This is a genomic window from Phaeodactylibacter sp. (assembly GCF_040219495.1).
Lineage (GTDB): Bacteria > Bacteroidota > Bacteroidia > Chitinophagales > Saprospiraceae > Phaeodactylibacter.
Map to the genome: position 1 here is coordinate 12,028 of NZ_JAVJSK010000078.1, position 21,953 is coordinate 33,980.

General features: G+C 52.8%; 17 protein-coding genes. 5 read left to right on the forward strand and 12 right to left on the reverse strand.

The features are described from left to right. Positions 1-10: 10 nt before the first annotated feature. Together leuC and RIC19_RS11345 are read right to left on the reverse strand one after the other, a co-directional pair. A complete protein-coding gene (gene leuC, locus RIC19_RS11340; RefSeq protein WP_350178435.1) occupies positions 11-1,405 on the reverse strand; it encodes a 3-isopropylmalate dehydratase large subunit in 1,395 nt (464 codons plus the stop codon). A 3-nt stretch (positions 1,406-1,408) separates the two neighbouring features. Further along, positions 1,409-2,581: a 2-isopropylmalate synthase gene (locus RIC19_RS11345; protein WP_350178436.1), complete on the reverse strand. Its 1,173-nt coding sequence runs from the start codon at positions 2,579-2,581 to the stop codon at positions 1,409-1,411. Between the two features lie 214 nt (positions 2,582-2,795). On the opposite strand from RIC19_RS11345, the gene RIC19_RS11350 reads away from it, so the two are divergent. Further along, complete coding sequence (locus tag RIC19_RS11350) at positions 2,796-4,358, forward strand: hypothetical protein (RefSeq protein ID WP_350178437.1); 1,563 nt, start codon at positions 2,796-2,798, stop codon at positions 4,356-4,358. 5 nt (positions 4,359-4,363) lie between these two features. Here RIC19_RS11350 and RIC19_RS11355 read toward each other — a convergent pair whose 3' ends face one another. After that, complete coding sequence (locus RIC19_RS11355) at positions 4,364-4,588, reverse strand: hypothetical protein (RefSeq protein WP_350178438.1); 225 nt, start codon at positions 4,586-4,588, stop codon at positions 4,364-4,366. A gap of 100 nt (positions 4,589-4,688) precedes the next feature. On the opposite strand from RIC19_RS11355, the gene RIC19_RS11360 reads away from it, so the two are divergent. Next, positions 4,689-5,540, forward strand: coding sequence for a hydroxymethylglutaryl-CoA lyase (locus RIC19_RS11360; RefSeq protein ID WP_350178439.1), 852 nt, complete (start codon positions 4,689-4,691; stop codon positions 5,538-5,540). Here RIC19_RS11360 and RIC19_RS11365 read toward each other — a convergent pair. The 4 genes from RIC19_RS11365 to RIC19_RS11380 form a co-directional block, all read right to left on the reverse strand. Continuing rightward, positions 5,537-6,154: a Uma2 family endonuclease gene (locus RIC19_RS11365; protein ID WP_350178440.1), complete on the reverse strand. Its 618-nt coding sequence runs from the start codon at positions 6,152-6,154 to the stop codon at positions 5,537-5,539. The two genes, RIC19_RS11360 and RIC19_RS11365, sit on opposite strands and share 4 nt — an antisense overlap. 106 nt (positions 6,155-6,260) lie before the next feature. Then, positions 6,261-7,241 (reverse strand): OmpA family protein, encoded by a 981-nt coding sequence (locus RIC19_RS11370; protein WP_350178441.1) that lies wholly within the window; start codon positions 7,239-7,241, stop codon positions 6,261-6,263. Positions 7,242-7,366: 125 nt separating this feature from the next. After that, a complete protein-coding gene (gene groL, locus RIC19_RS11375) occupies positions 7,367-9,007 on the reverse strand; it encodes a chaperonin GroEL (protein WP_350178442.1) in 1,641 nt (546 codons plus the stop codon). A gap of 51 nt (positions 9,008-9,058) precedes the next feature. Next, positions 9,059-9,334 (reverse strand): co-chaperone GroES, encoded by a 276-nt coding sequence (locus tag RIC19_RS11380; RefSeq protein ID WP_350178443.1) that lies wholly within the window; start codon positions 9,332-9,334, stop codon positions 9,059-9,061. A gap of 382 nt (positions 9,335-9,716) precedes the next feature. Between RIC19_RS11380 and RIC19_RS11385 the strand changes: the two genes are divergently transcribed. Next, positions 9,717-9,989 (forward strand): T9SS type A sorting domain-containing protein, encoded by a 273-nt coding sequence (locus RIC19_RS11385; protein WP_350178444.1) that lies wholly within the window; start codon positions 9,717-9,719, stop codon positions 9,987-9,989. A 501-nt stretch (positions 9,990-10,490) separates the two neighbouring features. Further along, entirely contained in the window at positions 10,491-12,776 is a 2,286-nt protein-coding gene (locus RIC19_RS11390; protein WP_350178445.1) for a T9SS type B sorting domain-containing protein, read from the forward strand. Positions 12,777-13,124: 348 nt separating this feature from the next. Here the strand turns inward: RIC19_RS11390 and RIC19_RS11395 are convergent, their stop codons facing one another. The 5 genes from RIC19_RS11395 to RIC19_RS11415 form a co-directional block, all read right to left on the reverse strand. Continuing rightward, on the reverse strand, positions 13,125-15,011 hold the full coding sequence (locus RIC19_RS11395) for a propionyl-CoA synthetase (protein ID WP_350178450.1): 1,887 nt from the start codon (positions 15,009-15,011) through the stop codon (positions 13,125-13,127). A 224-nt stretch (positions 15,012-15,235) separates the two neighbouring features. Further along, positions 15,236-17,140 carry an acetate--CoA ligase gene (gene acs, locus RIC19_RS11400; RefSeq protein ID WP_350178446.1) on the reverse strand — a complete coding sequence of 635 codons (1,905 nt, stop codon included), beginning with the start codon at positions 17,138-17,140 and terminating at the stop codon, positions 15,236-15,238. Between the two features lie 112 nt (positions 17,141-17,252). Then, a complete protein-coding gene (locus RIC19_RS11405; protein ID WP_293570243.1) occupies positions 17,253-17,633 on the reverse strand; it encodes a response regulator transcription factor in 381 nt (126 codons plus the stop codon). A 111-nt stretch (positions 17,634-17,744) separates the two neighbouring features. Then, positions 17,745-20,498: a sodium:solute symporter family transporter gene (locus RIC19_RS11410; protein WP_350178447.1), complete on the reverse strand. Its 2,754-nt coding sequence runs from the start codon at positions 20,496-20,498 to the stop codon at positions 17,745-17,747. Positions 20,499-20,500: 2 nt separating this feature from the next. Next, positions 20,501-20,707: a hypothetical protein gene (locus tag RIC19_RS11415; RefSeq protein ID WP_350178448.1), complete on the reverse strand. Its 207-nt coding sequence runs from the start codon at positions 20,705-20,707 to the stop codon at positions 20,501-20,503. Between the two features lie 124 nt (positions 20,708-20,831). On the opposite strand from RIC19_RS11415, the gene rlmF reads away from it, so the two are divergent. Continuing rightward, on the forward strand, positions 20,832-21,704 hold the full coding sequence (gene rlmF, locus RIC19_RS11420; RefSeq protein WP_350178449.1) for a 23S rRNA (adenine(1618)-N(6))-methyltransferase RlmF: 873 nt from the start codon (positions 20,832-20,834) through the stop codon (positions 21,702-21,704). Positions 21,705-21,953: the final 249 nt, after the last annotated feature.

Consider the following 21,953-nt stretch of genomic DNA (forward strand, 5'->3'; position numbering starts at 1 on the left):
CTGTTTGGGTCTAATTCTGATTGAGCAATTCGCGGACATCCACCAGTTCGCCGTAAATGGCCGTAGCTGCCGCCATGAGCGGGCTGGCCAGAATGGTGCGGGCACCGGGCCCCTGCCGCCCTTCAAAGTTGCGGTTGGAGGTGGACACACAGTACTCGCCAGCAGGCACTTTATCCTCGTTCATGCCCAGGCAGGCCGAACAACCGGGCTCCCGGAAATCAAAACCGGCAGCGGTGAGGATGTCGTGTAGCCCTTCCGCTTTTGCCTGAGCTTCTACCTGTTTGGAACCGGGCACCACCATTACATTGACGTGGTCGGCCTTTTTCCTGCCTTTTACAAAAGCAGCCACCGCACGCAGGTCCTCAATCCGGGAATTGGTGCAGCTGCCGATGAAGACGTGGTTGATTTTCTGACCCTTCATGGCCTGCCCGCCTTGTAGGCCCATGTACTTAAGGGAGTTCTCAAAGGTGACGTTGCCGGCAGGCACTTCGGGTACCGCCTGACTGATGCCGATGCCCATGCCTGGGTTGGTACCGTAGGTGATCATGGGTTCGATATCTTCGGCCCGGAAATGGTATTCCTGATCAAAGGTCGCATCCTCATCCGTGTACAGTTGGGACCAACGCTCCACCGCCGCATCGAAATCAGCTCCCTTAGGCGCAAATTCCCGCCCTCTGATGTACTCGAAAGTGGTGTCGTCCGGCGCAATCATACCGCCCCGTGCGCCCATTTCTATGCTCATGTTGCAGATGGTCATGCGACCTTCCATGCTCAGCGCACTGATAGCCGAACCTGCGTATTCCACAAAGTGCCCGGTGCCGCCACTGGCCGTCAGTTGGGAGATGATGTAGAGGATAATGTCCTTGGCCGTCACGCCGGGCTGCAGCTCCCCGTCCACGGAGATGCGCATGCTTTTAGGCTTGCGCTGCAGGACGCACTGTGTTGCTAAAGTTTGCTCCACCTGGCTGGTACCGATCCCAAATGCGATACAGCCAAACGCCCCATGCGTGGAGGTGTGGCTGTCGCCGCAAACGATGGTCATGCCGGGTTGGGTAATACCCAGTTCAGGCCCGATGACGTGCACAATGCCCTGATAGGGGTGCCCCAGACCGTAGAGTTCCACGCCAAACTGTTCGCAGTTCTCCGTCAGTTTATCCACCTGAAAGCGGGACAGCTCCTCCCGGATGGGCAGGTGCTGATCTTTGGTGGGCACGTTGTGGTCTGCCGTAGCCACGGTTTGCTGTGGGCGGAAGACCGGAATGCCCCGTTTTTCCAAACCCGCAAACGCCTGCGGGCTCGTCACCTCGTGAATGAAGTGGCGGTCGATGTAGAGGACCTGTGTATCCTCGCCTACCTGAGAGACGAGGTGGTTATCCCAGATTTTATCGAATAAGGTTTTGCCCATTGGTTAAGCGGTTTGAGCTACGTGTTCTGTTTTTCTGACAATAATTTGCTCCAGCGCAGCGTCGTCCACTTCTTTCATAGTATCTGCCACGATCAGGAACTCGTCATAAACGATGTCCAATTCATCTTTGGTCAGGTTGTGGCCGATATTCTTGGCGCGATAGGCGATTGCCGCCCGGCCGGAGCGTGCCGTGAGCACAATTTTGGAATGATCAACGCCCACTTCCAGCGGGTCGATAATCTCGTAGGTATCCCGCCGCTTGATCACCCCATCCTGATGGATACCGGAAGAGTGGGCAAAGGCGTTGGCGCCAACGATGGCTTTATTGGGCTGTACGGGCATGCCCATACGCTCGCTCACGAGGCGGCTCGTGGAGTAGATGAGTTTGGAATTAATATTGCTGAAGTAAGGCAGGTCGGGGCGTTGCTTCAAAATCATCACGGTTTCTTCCAGTGAGGTATTGCCTGCCCGCTCGCCTATACCGTTGATGGTACATTCGATTTGGCGGGCCCCGTTTTGCACACCAGCAATGGAATTGGCTGTGGCCAGCCCCAGGTCATTGTGGCAGTGGGTGGACAGGATGGCCTTTTCGATACCCTTCACATTCTCGCGCAGGTAGCGGATTTTAGCGCCATACTCCTCCGGAAGGCAGTAGCCGGTGGTATCCGGGATGTTGAGGGTGGTAGCGCCAGCTTTGATGACGGCTTCCAGTACGCGAGCGAGGTATTCATTATCCGTACGGCCGGCATCTTCGGCGTAGAATTCTACATCCTCTACGAAAGACTTGGCATACTTTACCGCCGCTACTGCCCGCTCCAGGATTTTTTCCTGTGTGCTGCGCAGCTTGTGCTGAATGTGGGAGTCGGAAGTGCCAATACCGGTGTGGATACGGGGGTGTTTGGCGTACTGTAGCGCTTCGGCCGCTGTTTTGATGTCATTTTCCACTGCTCGTGATAAGCCGCAGACTGTAGGCTCCGTAACCGCCCGGCACACTTCCTGCACCGCCTGGAAATCACCAGGTGAGGAAACGGGGAAGCCGGCCTCTATAATGTCAACGCCCAGCTTTTCAAGCTGCCGGGCGATTTCCACCTTCTGGTCCATGTTGAGCTTACAGCCCGGTACCTGTTCTCCATCGCGGAGCGTTGTATCAAATATGAATACCTGGTTGTCAGTCATAATCCATTTTTTTGGTGCAAAAGTGTATTTTTGCTTACTTCGGTTTAATTTGGCACAGCCAAGCCCCATTGACCGATTGTTTTAGGCGAACGTCAAATATGGGGGCTTCCGTACGGCTCCTAAAACCAGAATCGCTTGCTACTACTACGCGGGAATGGATGGTTTTGGCTTTTAAGTATTTGATATATAGTGAATTAGACAAGAACAAATTACAATGCCCAAGCAGAAGACTGATGACCTGCTCGCTCTTATCAAATCCCTGACCCGTGCTGAAAAACGGCACTTTCGACTGTTTGTCCGCCGCAATCAGGCTTCGGATGATATTCTCTTCCTGAAGCTTTTCGACTTTATGGACAAGCATAAGGCTTACGATGAGTCGCAGATCCTGAAAAAGATACCGGCCATCAAAAAGCGGCAGTTGTCCAACCTCAAAGCCCACCTGTACAAGCAGTTGCTGGTCAGCCTGCGCCTGCTCAATGCCAACCACAACGAGGATATCCAACTGCGGGAAATGGTGGATTACTCGCGGGTGCTGTACGATAAAGGCCTCTACCGGCAGGCCCTCGATATGCTGACCAAAGCCAAAGAGCTGGCTTATGAAGCCAAGCTGATGACGCTGGCCATGGAAATTGTGGAGTTTGAAAAGCTGATCGAAGGGCAGTACATCACGCGCAGTATCGAAGGACGGGCGGAAGGCCTTACCGCTGAGGCTTTGCAATTGTCAGAAAGCCTCAACCATACCAATCAGTTTTCCAACCTTTCCCTACAGTTGTACGGGCTGTACCTGAAGGTGGGCTACGTGCGCAATGAAAAAGACTATTTCTACGTGCGGGAATTTTTTCAGTCCAACCTGCCCAAAGCCGATTATCAGGCGCTGGATTTCTTTGGAAAACTGTATTTCTGCCAGTCGCATGTGTGGTTTTACCACATGACGCAGGAGTTTGCGCTTTGCTACCGCTATGCACAGAAGTGGGTGGACCTCTTCGGGGAGCATGCCTCTTACCGGGAGACCTATGCGCCCCTTTATCTGAAAGGGCTGCACAATCTGCTCAATTCTCTTTTCAATACCTTACAGTATAAGCGGTTTGGAGAAGTACTCTTGCAGTTGCACGCTTTTAAAACGGACTATGGGCTGAGCCAGAGCAAAAATATCGAAGGGTTGTACTATTTGTACCATTACATCCACTCTATCAAGCAGCATTTCCTGACGGGCACCTTTACTCAAGGGCTCAACCTGGTACCTGACCTGATGAAGGCCATTGAGGAAGACCGCTACAACTGGGACGAACGCCGGGAGATGGTCTTCTATTACCGCATCGCCTGCCTGTACTTTGGCAGTGGCGACAACGATAAGACGATCGACTACCTCAACCTCATCATCAATCAAAAGAACCCGGACTACCGGGCGGATATACAGTGTTTTGCGCGTATTCTCAACCTCATCGCCCACTATGAGCTGGGCAATGCACAGCTCGTGGAGTATCAGGTGAAGTCGGTGTACCGCTTCCTGTCTAAAATGGAGGAGTTGCACGCGGTGCAAAAAGAGATTTTCCGTTTCATCCGCCGGGTGCCCCGCATTATGGAAGAAGACCTGAAGGCGGAGTTTAGCAACCTGCGGGACCGCCTCCTCAAACATGAGGCTGACCCTTATGAACGCCGCCCATTTCTGTACCTGGATATTATCTCATGGCTGGAGGCCAAGGTCTCGGGCCGTACGGTAGAATCGGTGGTGCAGGAAAAAGCGCAGGACCGCTATGATGTAGAACCCGAAGGATAAAATACCTACACGGGTTCTTCGCCGCTAAAATCGGTACGCGCCAGGTATATGATTACGATACCAGAAAGGATCATGATGAGCTTGATCAGAAAGCCGGTCAGCGCCCCCCAGGCATCGATCCAAACCAAAAAAGAGAGCTTGGCGCCTACAAGGCTCAGAATGATCGAAGAAAAGCCAAGCCCGGCAATAATGAACCCAACCAATGTGTAAATTGCCTTGTTCTTATTCATGTTTTTAGTGCTTATATTAGCGTTAACGTTTTTGGATCAGAACAGTTTTCGAGGTGCAAACATAGCATCTCTTAGCGCACACCCTAACCAAAACCTGTCCATGGTCAAAATTATAGAATGCCCCCGGGATGCTATGCAGGGCATCAAGCCTTTTATTCCTACCGAAACCAAAGCAGCGTACCTCAATCAACTGCTGCAAGTGGGGTTTGATACCCTGGACTTCGGCAGTTTTGTATCGCCCAAAGCCATTCCCCAAATGCGGGATACGGCGGAGGTGCTCGGTCAGCTCGACCTCTCAAAGACGAAGACAAAACTCCTGGCTATCGTGGCCAACCGCCGGGGCGCGAATGATGCTGCCCAATTTGAACAAATCGATTACCTGGGCTATCCGTTCTCCATCTCAGAAACCTTTCAGCTTCGAAATACCAACGCCACTATAGAAGAGTCTATCGAGCGGGTGGCACAAATCCAGGACATCTGCATGGCCAGCAGTAAGGAGCTTGTGGTCTACATTTCCATGGGCTTCGGCAATCCCTACGGTGACCCCTGGAATGTGGAGATTGTCGAGCAGTGGACCAACCGCCTTGTGGATATGGGCATCCGCATTTTGCAGCTTTCGGATACCATTGGCGTGGCCAGCCCGGAGAGTATCCGTTACCTGTTCAGCAATATTACGCCCCATTACCCGGATATTGAATTCGGGGCGCATTTCCACACCACTCCCACGGCCTGGAAAGAGAAAGTCGCCACCGCCTACGAGCACGGCTGCCGGCGTTTTGACGGTGCCATTCGCGGTTACGGGGGCTGCCCTATGGCCAAGGATGACCTGACGGGGAATATGCCTACCGAAAACATGGTGTACTACTTCCGCGATATTGGCGCGGATACAGGGGTGGATATTGACCGTTTCGGGAAGTCGGTGGAAATGGCGGGGGAGGTTTTTCCGCTTTAGAAGATCAACAGGCGCAAGTCAAACTCAAAGTCCGGCAGAATAGGTGAGGCATCTATAGTTTGATCAAATCCATCAATAACAAGAGGCGTTCTTTCTGGGCTGTAAACGACCACCTGCTGTGCCTGAGGGTCGATTAGCCAGGCGAGTTGTACGCCGTTGGCGATCCAGGTTTCCTGCATTTTTCGCTCCAAAGCAGAACGGGCATCGGTTTTAGACCGGATTTCAATAACAAAAGCGGGGACTATCGGTGGGAAAGTTTGCCGTTGTGCCTGTGTCAGCTGGCTGATTTTTTCATTTGATACCCATGAGGCATCTGCTGCCCGGGTGGAGCCATCGGGCAACTGGAATCCGGTTGAAGGACTGAACGCTTTACCGTTGTGGGTGCGCAGGCAATAATTGCGCAGTTCTCCAAACACTTCACCTTCGTAATAGCCCGATTCTAAGTTCACAGGAGGAATAATCCAGACTTTCCCATCCGCAGAGCGCTCCGCACGAATATCCGGGTTGGCTGCACAGAAATGCTCGAAATCGGTAACGGACAGGGGTTCCGTCAGACTGATTTGCAGCCCTTCCTGTTCGGGGAGGGATAAGGTGATATCCCTGGTGAGCGTCATAGATGAATCATTAATTGATCTGGACTCTTAAGTTAGAAAATCTGCCTGGTATCTGCAACAAAGAATTGCCGGGTAAGCCTTTTAAAATTACCCGGCAATTAAAACCTCACTCCCCAATTAGTTCATACAACGCCTCCAGCTTCGGCGTCAGGATGATTTCCGTGCGCCGGTTTTGGGCTTTGCCTTTGGCGGTGTCGTTGGAGGCAACGGGGTAGAACTCCCCACGCCCGGCGGCGGTGATGCGCGCGGGGTCCAGTCCATCGGCCGTGAGTACTTTGACGACTGAAGTGGCCCGGCCCACGCTCAGGTCCCAATTGAAGGCGGCGTCTCCATCGGTATCCGTATGCCCCTCAACGGTGATGGCGATGTCGGGGTTGCCCTTAAGGACTTCGGCTACCTTCTGAATCGCGTCTTTGCCGGCGCGGTTGATGGTTTTACTACCGGAAGGGAAAAGCAGGTTTTGGCTGAGGGAGACATACACCTTGCCATTTTGCTCCCGCACGGTCAGGTCGGTATCCGAAAAGCCAAGGAGGGCCTGATTGATGCGCTCGCGCAGGGCTTTCAGCTTTTCGTCTTTTTCGGTAATAGCCGATTCGAGCTCATTGACGCGGGCTTCGCGTTCCACCAGGCTTTTGCGGAGGGCCTCCGTTTCGGTTTCCCGCTGCTTGATTTCGGATTCCAGTTCCCGCAGTTGGCGTTCCCGCCGGTCGAGTTCCTGTTCTTTGAGCGTCAGCTGCGCCATCAGGTTCTGGCGTTCGTCAGAGGAGGATTCCAGCATTTTTTCATTCTGCTCCAGCATGCGGTCGTAGCGTTTGAGCAGGTCTTCATTGGCTTTGTCAAGCTGATTGTAGCGGTTTTGGAGGGTACGGAGGTCCTGACGGGTTTCGGCCACGTCCTTCTCCAGGTTGGTTTTTTGCTCCCGCAGGGTTTTGTTTTGAGACTGAGCGGTTTCCAGCTGCTGTTCGAGATCGTTGTAGTTGGTCTGTAGTTTGTCGCGGTCGGCCAGGGCTGCTTCGTATTTTTGATAGCCCACACAGCTGCTCAGGGACAGCGCCAGTATAAAAACGGGTAATAGGTAGCGTAGCATCGTTGTTGTTTTTTAAGGACTGTGAAAAGAAAAGCCTTCTTACCTATAAAGCAGGCAAGAAGGCTTATGTTGTATCCGCTGCAGCAAAATCGTGAGCTGCAAGCGTTACGATAACGGATTCATGATTACATCATGCCCGGCATTCCACCTGGCATTCCGCCTGGCATTCCACCACCTGCAGATTCCGGCTCCGGCTTGTCGCTGATCACGCACTCGGTAGTCAACAGCATGCCTGAGATGGACGCTGCGTTCTCCAAGGCAATACGAGTTACCTTCGTTGGATCGATTACGCCAGCCTGCTTCAGGTCCTCGAACACATTTGTGCGAGCATTATAACCGAAGCTGCCTTTGCCTTCCTTCACACGCTGGAAGATGACAGATCCTTCCACACCTGCATTATCTGCTATGATGCGCAGTGGTGCTTCCAGTGCTTTGCGAACGATTTGAATGCCAATGGTCTCGTCTTCGTTCTTACCTTTCATATTTTCAATGGCAGCGATAGCACGTACCAATGCCACACCACCACCGGCAACGATGCCTTCTTCTACTGCGGCGCGGGTCGCGTGCAGCGCATCATCAACGCGGTCTTTTTTCTCCTTCATTTCTACTTCGGTCGCTGCACCAACGTACAGTACGGCTACACCGCCTGACAGTTTGGCAAGGCGCTCCTGTAGCTTCTCCCGGTCATAGTCAGAAGTGGTAGCTTCGATCTGCTGCTTGATCTGATTGATGCGGGCCTCGATCTGGCTCTCATCACCGCTGCCATTCACGACAGTAGTGTTGTCTTTGTCAACAACAATCTTCTCAGCAGAGCCAAGGTGCTCCATACCTGCATTCTCAAGCTTGTAGCCTTTTTCTTCGCTGATAACCGTACCGCCGGTCAGGACAGCGATGTCTTCCAGCATGGCTTTGCGGCGATCACCGAAACCAGGTGCTTTTACAGCAACCACTTTCAACTGCGCGCGCAGGCGGTTCACTACTAGTACGCCCAGTGCCTGGCTCTCAATGTCCTCTGCAATGATCAGCAGCGGGCGGCCAGCCTGCACCACTTGCTCCAGGATAGGCACGATGTCCTGCATGTTGGAGATCTTCTTGTCGTGGATCAGGATGTAAGGATTTTCGTACTCGGTAGTCATGTTCTCCGTATCGGTTACGAAGTAAGGAGAGAGGTAACCACGGTCGAACTGCATGCCCAGCACTTCGTCTACGTAGGTGTCGGTACCCTTAGCTTCCTCAACAGTGATTACACCGTCCTTGGAAACGCGCTTCATCGCATCAGCGATCAGCGTACCGATTTCTTCGTCGTTGTTCGCAGAGATAGAACCGACCTGCTTTACTTTCTCGAAGTCGTCGCCTACTACTTCAGACTGCTCCTTCAGGTTCGCGATTACCGCTTTGGTTGCGGCTTCGATACCACGCTTGAGGTCCATTGGATTGGCACCAGCGGTGACGTTCTTCAAGCCAGCGGTTATCATGGCTTGCGCCAGGATGGTCGCTGTAGTCGTACCGTCACCTGCAATGTCTGCGGTTTTTGATGCCACTTCCTTAACCATCTGTGCGCCCATGTTTTCCACGGCGTCTTCCAGTTCGATTTCTTTAGCCACCGTAACACCGTCCTTAGTAATCTGTGGTGCGCCGAAGCTCTTTTGGATAACCACATTGCGACCTTTAGGGCCGAGGGTTACTTTTACTGCATTGGCCAGAGCGTCTACGCCTTTGCGCAGTCCTTCCCGGGCATTTCTATCGAAGCTAATTTCTTTAGCCATATTAAGCTTGATTTTTTTTGTTAAAAAAGGTTAGGATAAAGGAGGAAAGGCTTATTCGCTGCCTTCCAGGATGACAAGGATATCGTCTTCGCGCATGATCAGGTAATCCTGACTCTGATACTGCAGCTCCTGTCCAGCGTACTTTCCATATAATACAATATCGCCGGCTTTCACAGTCATTGCGTTGCCGTCCTTACCGGGGCCTACTGCAACAACTTCACCACGCTGTGGCTTTTCCTTAGCCGTATCGGGAATAATGATGCCACCCTGCGTCTTTTCTTCTGCCTGGGCGGGCTTGACCACAACTCTGTCATTGATGGGCTTCATAATCTTTAGAATCCGTTTTGTTAAACAATGGTATACTGAGCCCAAAAGGCTCATTTGTATACTATCACAGGACGTGCCAAAACGGTTTTCCTGACATTATTGCAGAATATGGCAGGGTGTGGCAGGTCTTTTGGCGGGCATAGGAGCAGAATTGGCAGTTTTAGTTGGCATGGCGGGGGGAGAGAAGCATTTGGAATCAATCGAGCGGTTACCAGGGCAAAAGTTGACAAAAGTTACTGTTAAAAAGGGGATTTCTGCTTCGGCAATGTTCTGGCATTTGCTAACTTTATAGTGCTGTTAAAGCAGTGTGCTCTTTTGAAATCTATTTACCTAATTCCATACCTCGGAAGGCACTTTCGAAGTATGCATAAATTCAAACGCCATGAAGAAATGCTCTCTTCTCTTCTCTAGTGTTATGATATTCGCTCAGAATTGTACCGACCAGGTTGTCGTTATGGTGGAAAGTATAGTTGAAAAACTACGTAAAGTAGGTCAACTCCGCGTATTTAACGCTGCGGGGCAGTTGATCCATCAGCAGCAGCTTCAGCCTTTAGTAGAGCATCAGATCATAGCCCGCAATTGGCAGCCCGGCATCTATTTCTACCGGGTGGAGACTCCTTCTGCTACGACTACAGGCAAGTTAATTCGCAAATAGCTTAGCCTTTAAAGAATTTCTTGAGTTCAGCTTTCCGTTTCGGAAGGCTGAACTTTTTTACTATTCCCAAATCCTGATCCCATGACTTATCTTAGACTGCTATCGCTGTCAAGCTTGTTGCTCTTTTCACTTTCAGTTACAGCTCAGGAGCTATATTTTTACGCACCGCCCGGTAATAATCCGCATAATGGTCATATCGGCATTATTGATTTATCAACTTGTGATACTGTGCATGTGGTAGAGCCAGAGCGAAGAATTGGTAGTTGTGCCTTTGATAGAGATTCAAATTTATATACAGTGAGGGCGGATACTATATTTAGAGTCATCCTGGAAACTGGGATATTGAGTTATGTTGCAGATTTTGGCATTGTTTTAGAACCTGACCAATCTGGTCCAGGAATCGCTGGGCTTGAAATTATTAACCAAACTTTATTTGCGATATTTTCCATACCTGGTACTGCATTAGGAAAATATAACTTGATCACTGGAGAAAAAGAAATTTTGAACCAAAGTTTCGATTCAGTAAATACCCCAATGATGGGGGCATCGGCTCTTACTGTAATAAATGGGCAGTTGATTGCCAGTACCTGGGCAGATGGGTTCTATCAGGTAGATACTAATGACTTGTCCAATAGTCAATTGCTTCTGTCCCATCCTCCATTTGAACCTCTCTCAAATGGGCTAGGTACAGTGCCAACAGGCTGTCAAAATAATCGGATTTTTGTAACTGATGCTTTTTTCCCCCTCTTGCCTCAAAATGAAGATAACATATTTGAAGTCAGCTTTGAAAACCAGACTCTAGATTTAGTTTGTGGCTTAAGCTTCACAATTGCGAGCCTCTGGACTTACGAAGAATCCCTCCCCCCGCCCTGCGCGCTGGAAGTTAACCCAATAGGCGGTGCATCCCCAGGTAGCGCCTATCAGGCCGACACGGCTTGTACGGGTGCCCCACAGCCCATCCTGCCGCCAAGCCTGGAGCTGCTCTCCGAGATTGGGTTTATAGATTCTATCTGGGTTACGCTGTCGGGCCCTGGTGGCATGTATGAGCAACTGGCAAGTACTGGCAGCGATAGCATTGTAGTGCTTGGCAGTGGCGGTGCCCAGCTGCGCTTCCTGCCCCAACAGGGCCGGCCTTCATTGCCTGCCTGGGAGGCAGTGCTGGGTGCAGCCCAGTACACCTACGGAGGCCCCGGCCTTCCACCGGAGGGCACCCGGGAAATCAGAGTGGTTGCTTATGCGGCGGGCAATGTGAGCGATACTGCCCTGGCGTACCTGCCCATTTACCCTTATCCGCCATCAGCGGGAGAAGATGCAACGGTGGCCCTCTGTCCGGGCAGTGCCCCGGTAGACTTATTTGCTCAGCTCGGCGGCAGCCCAGCTCCCGGTGGGCAATGGCAGCCCGGCAGTGGTAGTTTCGATCCGGTAGTAGATGCGCCGGGCACTTATTTTTACATTCAGTCTGGTGCGCCTGGCTGCCCCAGTGATACCGCTGTGGCTACGGTCAGCCTGCTTCCCTCTCCGGTGTTCAGCCTTGGGGCAGACACGATTTTATGTCAAGGCGATACCTTACTGCTGGAAGCCCAGGCGGGCCTGCAGGTGGAACAGTGGCAGGATGGCAGCACCGGCTTATCCTTCACGGTGGCACAGCCGGGGGATTATGCCCTGCAAGCCAGCAACAGCGAAGGCTGCACCGGTTCGGATACGATAACAATCGCTTATTCGGATTTCTCGGGCTTGCTGCTCGAAACTACGGATGTTGTCTGCTTTGGGGACAGCACCGGTGTGTTGGAGTCGGTGCCCTCCGGCGGCATGCCACCGTATGCGTACAACTGGCAGCCTGTTGGGTTGGGTGCAATAGTTACCGGGCTGCCTGCGGGCACTTACAGCGTTACGGCCACAGATGCGGCAGGCTGTGCGTCCTCTTCGGCAGCTATCATTGAGCAGCCTGAGGCGCCGATAGCAGTAACCGACACTCTGCGCCGCTGCGCCGGGGAGCCTTTCTTTTGGGAAGGGGAGCCGGTCCTTTCGGATACCTTGCTGCAAGGGGTTTACAGTAGTGTTGCGGGCTGTGATTCGCTGTATAAGTTGCACCTGTACTTTTCAGATACAGTCCGGAGCAGTTTGCAGGCTGCTATTTGTACGGGGGATGCGTTTAGCTGGGAAGGACAAATGTGGGAGCAGGATACAAGCGTTTGTATGACTTACAACACAGTTGCGGGCTGTGATTCTCTTACCTGTCTTGAACTGGTTGTTGCGCCACCTGTAGTGGTCAGCGCAGGTGCAGATCAGGAAGTGTTGCCGGGGCAGCCGGTCATGCTGTCGGGCAGCAGCAGCGCAGCAATGGTGCAATGGCTCCCCGAAGAGGGGCTAAGCTGCCCAACTTGTTTGTCTACGAACGTAGAGCTGACGGCTACTCAAGTGTACCAGCTGTTAGCCACAGATAGCCTGGGCTGCACGGCAATGGATGAGGTACAAGTTACCGTCCTGCCCGCTTCCGCTTACTACCTGCCCAATGCTTTTTCACCTAATGGGGACGGCCGCAACGACACCTTTGGCCCGCTGCCTGCGCGCCCGGGCATTGAGGCGGCACAGTTTCGGGTATTTGGCCGCTGGGGCAGTCTGGTTTTTGAGCGCAGCAATCTGCCTTTGGAAGACGGGCGCCTCTCTTGGGACGGGCAGGTCAGGGGCGAAAGCGCCCCGGCTGGTGTTTACGTTTGGATGCTAGAGGTAAGGCTGCCAGATGGCAGGGTGGAGCAAGTGCAGGGAGAGGTGCTGTTGCTGCGGTAGAGAGCGCTTGATACGAAAGTTAGTAAAAAATTAGGGCAAACGCATCAAAATGAGAACATGCCACGGAACACGTAACGGAACACGTTAAATTGGGTGGCGGCTGCCGAAATTGCATGTTCGAGGGACGAGTTTGCAATTTCTAGCCTTTTTCTTCACTTTTTTGGCAATGAAAAAAGTGAAAGCCCAGCCGGCTCGAGGCGAGCAATAAGCTAAACCTTACTCCTTCTAAACTGGAATCGCCCATTTTTGCGGAAGCTACGTTTGGTGCGTTCGCCCTGATAAAAATAGAAACCCGGATTGCCTTCCTAATCGAAAGTAATCCGGGTTTTATTCAATCTGTAGCTATGCTTACACCTGAGCCTCTCGCACCTGAGCCTCCAGCTCCGGCAGCACGCTCATATCCTCAATGGTAGAGGGGGGATTATACGGCTTGCCATCCACAATATGGCGCATAATCCGACGCAGGATTTTGCCCGAGCGGGTCTTGGGCAGGCGCTGTACCACGGTGGCTTTTTTGAAGGAAGCGACCGGGCCGACTTGATCACGCACCATCTTAATCAGTTCCTGTTCCAGTTCAGCATCCGAAATATCAGCTCCGGCTTTGAGCACGACAAAACCGACCGGAATTTGCCCCTTGAGGTCATCATGCACCCCAATGACGGCGCACTCGGCAACCAAGGGATGAGCCGCTACCACCTCCTCCATCTCGGCAGTAGACAAACGGTGCCCGGCCACGTTGATGATGTCATCAATGCGCCCGGTAATGAAAACATAGCCGTCTTCATCAATAAACCCGCCGTCACCGGTGAAGTAGTAGCCGGGGTAGGGGCTGAGGTAAGAACTGATAAAGCGGGCAGTATCCTGCCAGAGGTTGGGCAAAGTGCCGGGCGCTAAGGGCAAGCGGATCACGACAGCGCCCTCTGTATTCGGCGGTACCGGTTCTCCATCGGGGCCAACGACCTTCAGATCGTACCCACAAACTGGCTTGCCTGCTGAGCCCGGCTTGACGGGCAAGAGTTCCACACCTGCCATATTGGCGAGCATGGGCCAGCCGGATTCGGTCTGCCACCAGTGGTCAATGACGGGCACCTGCAGGACATCCTGGCACCATTCCAAGGTAGACACGTCGCAGCGCTCGCCTGCCAGGAATAGGTAGCGGAGTTTGCTCGTGTCATACTGTGCTTTGAGCTTCGCTTCGGAGTCTTCTTTTTTGATGGCCCGGAAAGCGGTGGGCGCGGTGAAAAACACACTTACGCCATATTCTTCAAGTACCCTCCAGAAAGCGCCGGCATCGGGCGTGCGTACGGGCTTGCCTTCGTACAATACCGTGGTACAACCGTGGATGAGCGGCGCATACACAATGTAGGAATGGCCGACCACCCAGCCAACATCAGAAGCGGCCCAGTAGACCTCACCGGGCTCTACGCCGTAGATGTACTTCATGCTGAACTTCATAGCCACGGCATGACCGCCGTTGTCGCGTACAATGCCCTTAGGCTTGCCAGTGGTACCGGAGGTGTACAAGATGTACAGCGGGTCCGTGCTCTCCACCGGGACACAGTCAGCGGGTTCGGCATCTGCCAGCAGCACATTCCAGTCAAAATCACGCCCTTTTTTGAGCGGAGCCTGCAGGATATCCCGCTGATAGACAATCACCCCCTGCACCTGATGCTCGGCTTCGTCCAGTGCCGGATTGACAATTTTCATATAGTCGATCACCCGGTTGATTTCCTTGCCCGCGCTGGCGGCCAACAAGAGCTTAGGTTTAGCGTCATTAATGCGGATCGCCAGTTCATGAGCCGCAAAGCCCCCGAAGACCACCGAGTGGATAGCGCCCAGCCTCGCACAGGCAAGCATGGCTACTACGGTCTGCGGGATCATGGGCATGTAGATAATGACTGTATCGCCTTTCTCTACCCCCTGTGCTTTGAGCACGCCGGCAAATCTGGCCACGCGGTCCAGCAACTGCGCATAGGTGATGGTTTCTTTGGTATCCGTTACCGGGGAGTCATAAAAAATGGCAGGCTGATCGCCCCGTCCATTGGCTACATGGTAGTCGAGCGCCAGGTGGGAAGTGTTCAGTTTGCCGCCTTTGTACCAGCGGTACAGGCTGTTTTCGTCCTTGAAGGAAATACCGGATGGCTTTTCAAACCAGTCGATGGCTTCGGCTTGTGCCTTCCAGAAAGCGGTGGGGGCCGCCATGCTATTGTTGTAGAATTCCTGATACGTCATAATGGTTTTGTTTGCAGGGCGGGCATTGATTGGTGTGCACAGGCACCGTCAGGGTGCGTAGGATTTGTGGACAATGTTGCCGTTCTTTATGGTTGTTGAGGGCGTAAAGTGAAGCGTTTGGGGGAGTCGTAAAATGACAAAGGTCAGCAATTGAAAAAGTGGCGGGTTGCTCCACCGGAGCAATACCCGCCAGCCTGTTGACTTATGTCATGCACCTTTCCAATCCACTACTTTACTAAGGCGGTGTCTTTGATTTCGTCGACTACCTCCGGGTTGAGGAGAGTAGAGGTATCGCCCAGGTTGGACGTGTCCCCACTGGCGACCTTGCGCAGGATACGGCGCATGATCTTACCCGAGCGGGTCTTCGGTAAACCGGAAACGATCTGAATCTTATCTGGCTTGGCAATAGGGCCGATTTCTCTGACCACCACCTGAATCAGCTCCTTGCGGAAAGCATCTTCATCTTCGATATCGCCAGAGATGATCACATAAGCGTAGATACCCTGTCCTTTAATATCGTGTGGATAGCCCACTACAGCAGATTCTACCACCAGAGCATGCTCATTAATGGCGTTTTCCACTTCTGCCGTGCCCATACGGTGGCCGGAAACATTGATCACATCATCCACCCGGCCAATGATGCGGTACATGCCGTCTTTATCGCGCCGTGCACCATCACCGGTGAAGTAGAGGTTCTCAAAGGCGGAGAAGTAAGTCTGCCGGCAGCGCTCATGATCGCCGTAGGTGGTCCGTAGGATAGAAGGCCAGGGGTATTTAATACAAAGCAATCCTTCGATGTCGTTACCTTCCAGCTCATTGCCATCAGCATCCATCAGACAGGGCTGAATGCCCGGTAGCGGGTAACCGGCGTGGGCCGGCTTCATCGGGCTATGCTCGCCCAGTCCACCGATCATAATGCCGCCGGTCTCGGTCTGCCACCAGGTATCCACAATCGGGCAGTTTTTCTTGCCCACCATTTCATGGTACCATTCCCAGGCTTCCTCGTTAATAGGCTCGCCCACGCTGCCCAGTACTTTGAGGGAGCTGAGGTCGTACTTCGTCACGTGGTCATTGCCCTGTGCCATAAGTGCACGAATGGCGGTCGGAGCCGTATAGAATTGGTTGACTTTTAATTTTTCGCAGGTCTGCCAGAAGCGGCCGGCATCCGGATAGGTGGGCACGCCTTCAAACATAACCGTTGTCGCACCTGCCAGCAGAGGGCCGTACACGATGTAAGAGTGGCCGGTAATCCAGCCGATATCGGCTGTACACCAGTAAATGTCGCCATCCTGGTATTGGAATACATTCTCAAAGGAGTATTTGGTATACACCATGTAGCCGCCGCAGGTATGCACTACGCCCTTTGGTTTGCCGGTAGAACCGGAGGTGTAGAGGATAAAGAGCATATCTTCGGAGTCCATTTCCTCTGCCTCGCAGGTGGCGCTTTGCCCATCGACTTCATCGTGCCACCACTTGTCGCGGCCGCTTACCATAGTCACTTCCCCACCGGTATTTTTATGGACCAGAACGGTCTCAATGCTGTCGCAATCCATCGCCAGGGCATCGTCTACAACTTTCTTTACGGGGATGCTCTTCGCACCCCGGTTGTTGTAGTCGGAGCAAATAACGGCTTTGCAGGTCGCGTCTTTGATACGGTCGGCCAGTGCCTGAGCGGAAAAGCCCGCAAAGACAACGGAGTGGATGGCACCGATGCGGGCGCAAGCCAGCACGGCAATCGCCAGTTCGGGCACCATCGGCATGTAGAAGCACACCCGGTCGCCTTTGCCAATGCCATTCGCTTTGAGGGCATTCGCTACCTTGCATACTTCGGCGTGGAGCTCTTTGTAAGTATAGGTGATGTTCTCGGCGTCGGCATCGTTGGGTTCAAACAGGATCGCAACCTGATCACCCCGGGTTTCCAGGTGGCGGTCCAGGCAGTTTTCCGTGATATTTAGCTTACCACCGACAAACCAGTTGACGTTAGGCTCGGTGAAGTTCCAGTCCAGCACCTTCTCCCATGGCTTGCGCCAGGTGAAAGTCGAGGCTTGTTCTGCCCAGAATCCCTCCGGGTCTTCCACGCTACGCTTGTAGACTGCTTTGTATTCGTCGAAGGATTTAATTTGCTGTGTCATAAGTCTTGTTTTTAGGCAAGCCTTTTTACTTGGTCAGGCAACAAAGGCTTAATGTATAAAACATATAGATATTTAGATGTTTATATCTGTAAAGTAAAAAAATAGAATTCGGTTATCCAAATTCTACGACCTCATTTATTGTATTGATGAGCTCTTTATTGTCGAAAGGTTTGGTCAGATAGACTTCACCCCCGGTAGCATAGCCTTGAAAGCGGTCTGCGGGAGTGCCTTTAGCGGTGAGGAATATGATGCGGGTATCCTGATGCTCGGGCGTATTGCGAATGCGGCGGGCGACTTCGAAGCCATCAATACCGGGCATCATAACGTCGAGCACGACAATTTGCGGGGACTGTTGCTGTACAAGGTCTAGCGCGCTTTCACCATCCGAAGCTTTGAATACCTGATAGCCTTCCTGCTTGACCAGGTACTCCAGGGCAACCAGGATGTGCGGCTCATCGTCAACGAGTAGCACCTTGGTGGTTTGTTTATTCATGTCTGATCAGGGCGAATGAAATAATACTTTGCTGGTTTTACAATTTGCCTGCTAAAAGTACAGATTTTTAGAAAATAAAAAAATTTCAGCCCGGGTTCTTGTCTGACAAATCTATTGCAGGGAAGGCCAGATAGAAGTGCCCTGCTTTTCAGCGTACAAAGGCAGGGAGACTTTAAAGGTGGCACCTTCCCCGGGTGCGCTTTCCACCGATAGCCTCCCCTGATGCTGCCTGACGATGGTGTGCGTGATGAACAGCCCCAGCCCGCTGCCCTGCGGCTTCCCTTTTTCCTTATCGCTGATTTGTGTAAATTTTTCGAAGATCAGCTCCTGGTCGCGGAGCGAAATCCCGGGCCCATTGTCCCGGACTTCAATATAGGCGCTTTTTACACCCGGGTAACAGTGCAAACGGATCATTCCCTGCTCATCGCTGGCAAATTTGATGGCATTAGACAGCAGATTGACCACCACCTGGGTGAGGCGGTCAAAATGGCCATATACCCGGATGGGCGCACCTTCAATAACCAGCTGAGGATTGATATTCTTTTCCCGCATCAGCTGCCGGAGCCCATTGAATGCCTGACGGGCAACCTCCGCCAGGTCGAGTGGTTCCAGTTTAGTTTCTCCGGATTCGGACTGTATTTTCTCCAGGTCGAGGACCTGATTGATCAACCGCGTCAGGCGTTCACTTTCCGTAACGACGATGGACAGGAACTCCGCCCGTTGCGCTTCGGGCATATCCTTATTGTCGAGCATGATCTTGGACAGGGCTTTGATGGAGGTGATGGGCGTGCGCAGCTCGTGGGTGACGGTAGTGATGAAGTCGGCTTTAAGCCGGTCCAGTTCCTTGAGCTGTTCGTTGGCCTGTTTGAGCTGCAGGGTGGTGCGTTCCAGCTCCGATGATTTTTTCTCCAGGGCTTTGCTGTACTTGACAATCTCTTTGGTTTGTTCCAGCACCTTAAACATTTCCTCCAGGCTGATGGGGTCTTCCTTGGTGATGGAGCCGATGATTATTTTGGCAGAAGCCGCCCCAATTGCCCCGGCAATATGCGTCTCCGCGTAGTTGATGAGGTTAGCCTCCGCGACCGGTTGGCGGGATAAGTCCACGCGGTTATGGTTCTCATAGGCTGTAAACAACGACTGGGTGCGCGGAATGCCTAAAAAGCGGTTCATTACAATCCGGAGGTCGCGTACTTTTGCCCGCCGGCGCATCACTTCATACTCACTACCGCCCGAACGGTACTTGTAGATGTCAACAAACAGATCCGCCTGGGAAACCTCAAGAGGGCTTTGCTGGGTATTCAGGGATACGACAACATAAATGAACGTATTGAAAAGCAGGCTCCAGAAGGCGGCATTGGCAACCGGACTGTAGCCCTCCAGCCCAAAGAGTGCATAGGGTTGGAATATAGACCATCCGAATAGCCCTTCCTGCATGATCCGGTCATTGATTAGGTTGGCTTCCACAAGGGTGGGAAAGGGCAGGCAAAAAGCCCAGATAAGGAATCCGGTGCTCAGTCCCCAGATGGCCCCCTTCTTGGTGGCGCGTTTCCAGTAGATGCCCCCGAGGACTACCGGTGTAAACTGGGCGATAGCGGTAAAGGAAATCAAACCCACCGAGACCAGGCTATACTGTTCGCCTATTGCTTTGAAGTAGGCATACGAAAAGAGGAGCACCAGGATGATGCTGATACGGCGGATGCCCAGTAAGCCGGTATTGATGCTTTGGTCGTTGTTTTTTCCAAAGTCCTGGTTACGGACCAGCGCGGGGAGCACCAGGTTATTCACAATCATGATGCTGAGTGCGATCACTGCCACAATGACCATACTGGTGGCAGCAGAGAAGCCACCCAAGGCAACAAACAGCGCCAGTGTTTCATGGCCGGTAGCCAATGGGATACTCAGCACGTAGCTGTCCGGCTCTACCGCTCCTTCCGGGAACATCAGCAGGCCCGCCACCGCTATAGGAAGCACAAATATATTGATCAGCAGCAGGTAAAGCGGAAACATCCAGGACGCCCGGGCCACGTGCGCTGCATTTGTATTTTCTACCACCGCCACATGAAACTGCCGCGGCAGCAGCATCACTGCCGACATAGACAAGAAGAGCAGCCAGAACCACTCCCCGCCGTACAGCCCGGCCGATTCTAGCGTGAACAAGGCTTTGATAGAAGGCACGGCCGCCCCTTTGCTGAAGATGTCCCCAAAACCATCATACAACCCGAAGGTTACGAAAATACCGATGGCAAGAAAAGCGATCAGCTTGAGCAGAGATTCAAAGGCGATGGCCGCCACCAACCCACCGTGGCGCTCGTTGGGGTCGAGGTTGCGCGTACCAAAGAGTATCGTAAAAGCTGCGAGTGCTATGGTAATGTAGAGTGCGGTGTCCAGGTAGAAGGGGATGTTGCCGTGAGTGGCTTTAGCCTGCCCGGCGAGCAGGTCGAAGCTGCCTGAAATCGCTTTCAACTGAATGGAAATGTACGGGATAATCCCAAAGACTGCGATGAGTGTAGCAATAATGCCCAGAAACGTACTCTTGCCATAGCGCGAGGAGATAAAGTCGGCGATGGACGTAATCCGCTGTGATTTACTGATGAGGATGATCTTCTTGAGCAGCAACCACCAGACCGGTGCCAGTAGTGCCGGGCCCAGGTATATCGGCAGAAAGCCCAGCCCGGTCGTAGCGGCCCGCCCAACGCTGCCATAAAACGTCCAGGCCGTACAGTAAACAGCCATGGAAAGCGCATAGATGGCGGAGTTTTTTACGATACTTTTCCCCGCTGCTTCCCGCTTATCAGCGATCCACGCGATAAGGAAAAGCAGCGCAACGTACCCTATTGATATGCTGATAATGAGAAAAGGCGGCACGTCTACGTTTTTTTAGCTTTCGGCGAACGGGCGATCCATGCCGTCAGGGCAATCAGGCCTGCCCAGACCAGAAAAAAGTACCAATAGAGCTTGGGCAACCCTAAAAACAACCCGTCCCGGCTAAAGAGGCTGGCCAGCGGGAAATTGAACAGGACCATCCCCAGCAGGAAGATGCTGATCAGTTTCAGGCTGCGGTCGTTGTTGGTCATTGGTGTCAGTTTGGTGCCAAGATACCAAATTTTAGGTTTTGGCGCTAGTTTAGCACAAGGGCTCTAAATGTCCGGTATATCTGCTACCTTGCTGCCACAGCCACGGCTGCACAAAACCACCAACATGAGTACCTTCCATCCCCGCAACCTCCACCGCAAGGGTTATCATTTTGCCGGGCTTATTAAAGCGTATCCGCTCCTGGAGCCGCACGTTATCAACAACCCAACCGGCGAGCCCACCATCCTGTTTTCTGATCCGGAAGCGGTAAAAGCCTTGAATACAGCCCTACTCATCAAGCATTACGGGCTGCAGCACTGGGACATTCCCGAAGGGTACCTCTGTCCACCGGTGCCCGGCCGGGCCGACTACCTGCACCATCTGGCCGACCTTCTGGCTGCCGGTGGCCCCCTGCTGACTGGTAAAGATGTTCGCATCCTGGACATTGGTACGGGCGCCAACCTGATTTATGCCATCCTGGGGCAGCGTATCTACGATTGGTCCATAGTGGGCACCGAGGTAGACAAGCTCGCCCTGAAGACCGCCAAAGCACTGATCGATATTAATCCGGTACTGCAAAAAGGGATTCAGCTGCGTCCGCAACAAAACCCCCGTCAGGTATTGGAAGGGATCATCCGCGAAAATGACTTCTTTCACGCTACCGTGTGCAACCCCCCTTTTTACGCTTCCGAAGCCGAGGCTTCCGAGGCTAATGCGCGCAAACGCAAGAACCTCAAGCTGGGCAAGGTGGGCCGTACCGTTGCCGGGCAGCCCGGAGAGCTTTGGACAGCAGGCGGGGAGCGGTCGTTTCTTCTGCGATTCATCAAAGAGAGTCAAATTTACAGGCAGCAGGTCGGTTGGTTTACCAGTTTGGTGTCCCAAAAAGATCATTTGGAACCGTTGGAGCATGCCTTGCAAAAAGCGGCGGCCCAAGAGGTGAAAATCATTCCGCTGGCCGCTGGTCAAAAGCGGATGCGTATTTTGGCGTGGCGCTTTTAGGCGAAAGTGGCCCTGGGAGGGCTTAGAGCGTGTTGGGATTTTACACTTCGGGCTGCTCTTGCCAAATTTCGCCCTGCTCTTCGTTGTTCTCCCGCCTGCCATAGTCTTGTACGGTCTCCGGTGGCCAAAGCCCACAGGCGACGGGACACGGACAGGTCGGTCACGTAGCTAAGGCTATGTGATTCAAGAATGGGTCCCTTTAATCCCATTCTTGAATGTATCACGCCTTGATCAGAACAAAATTTGGCT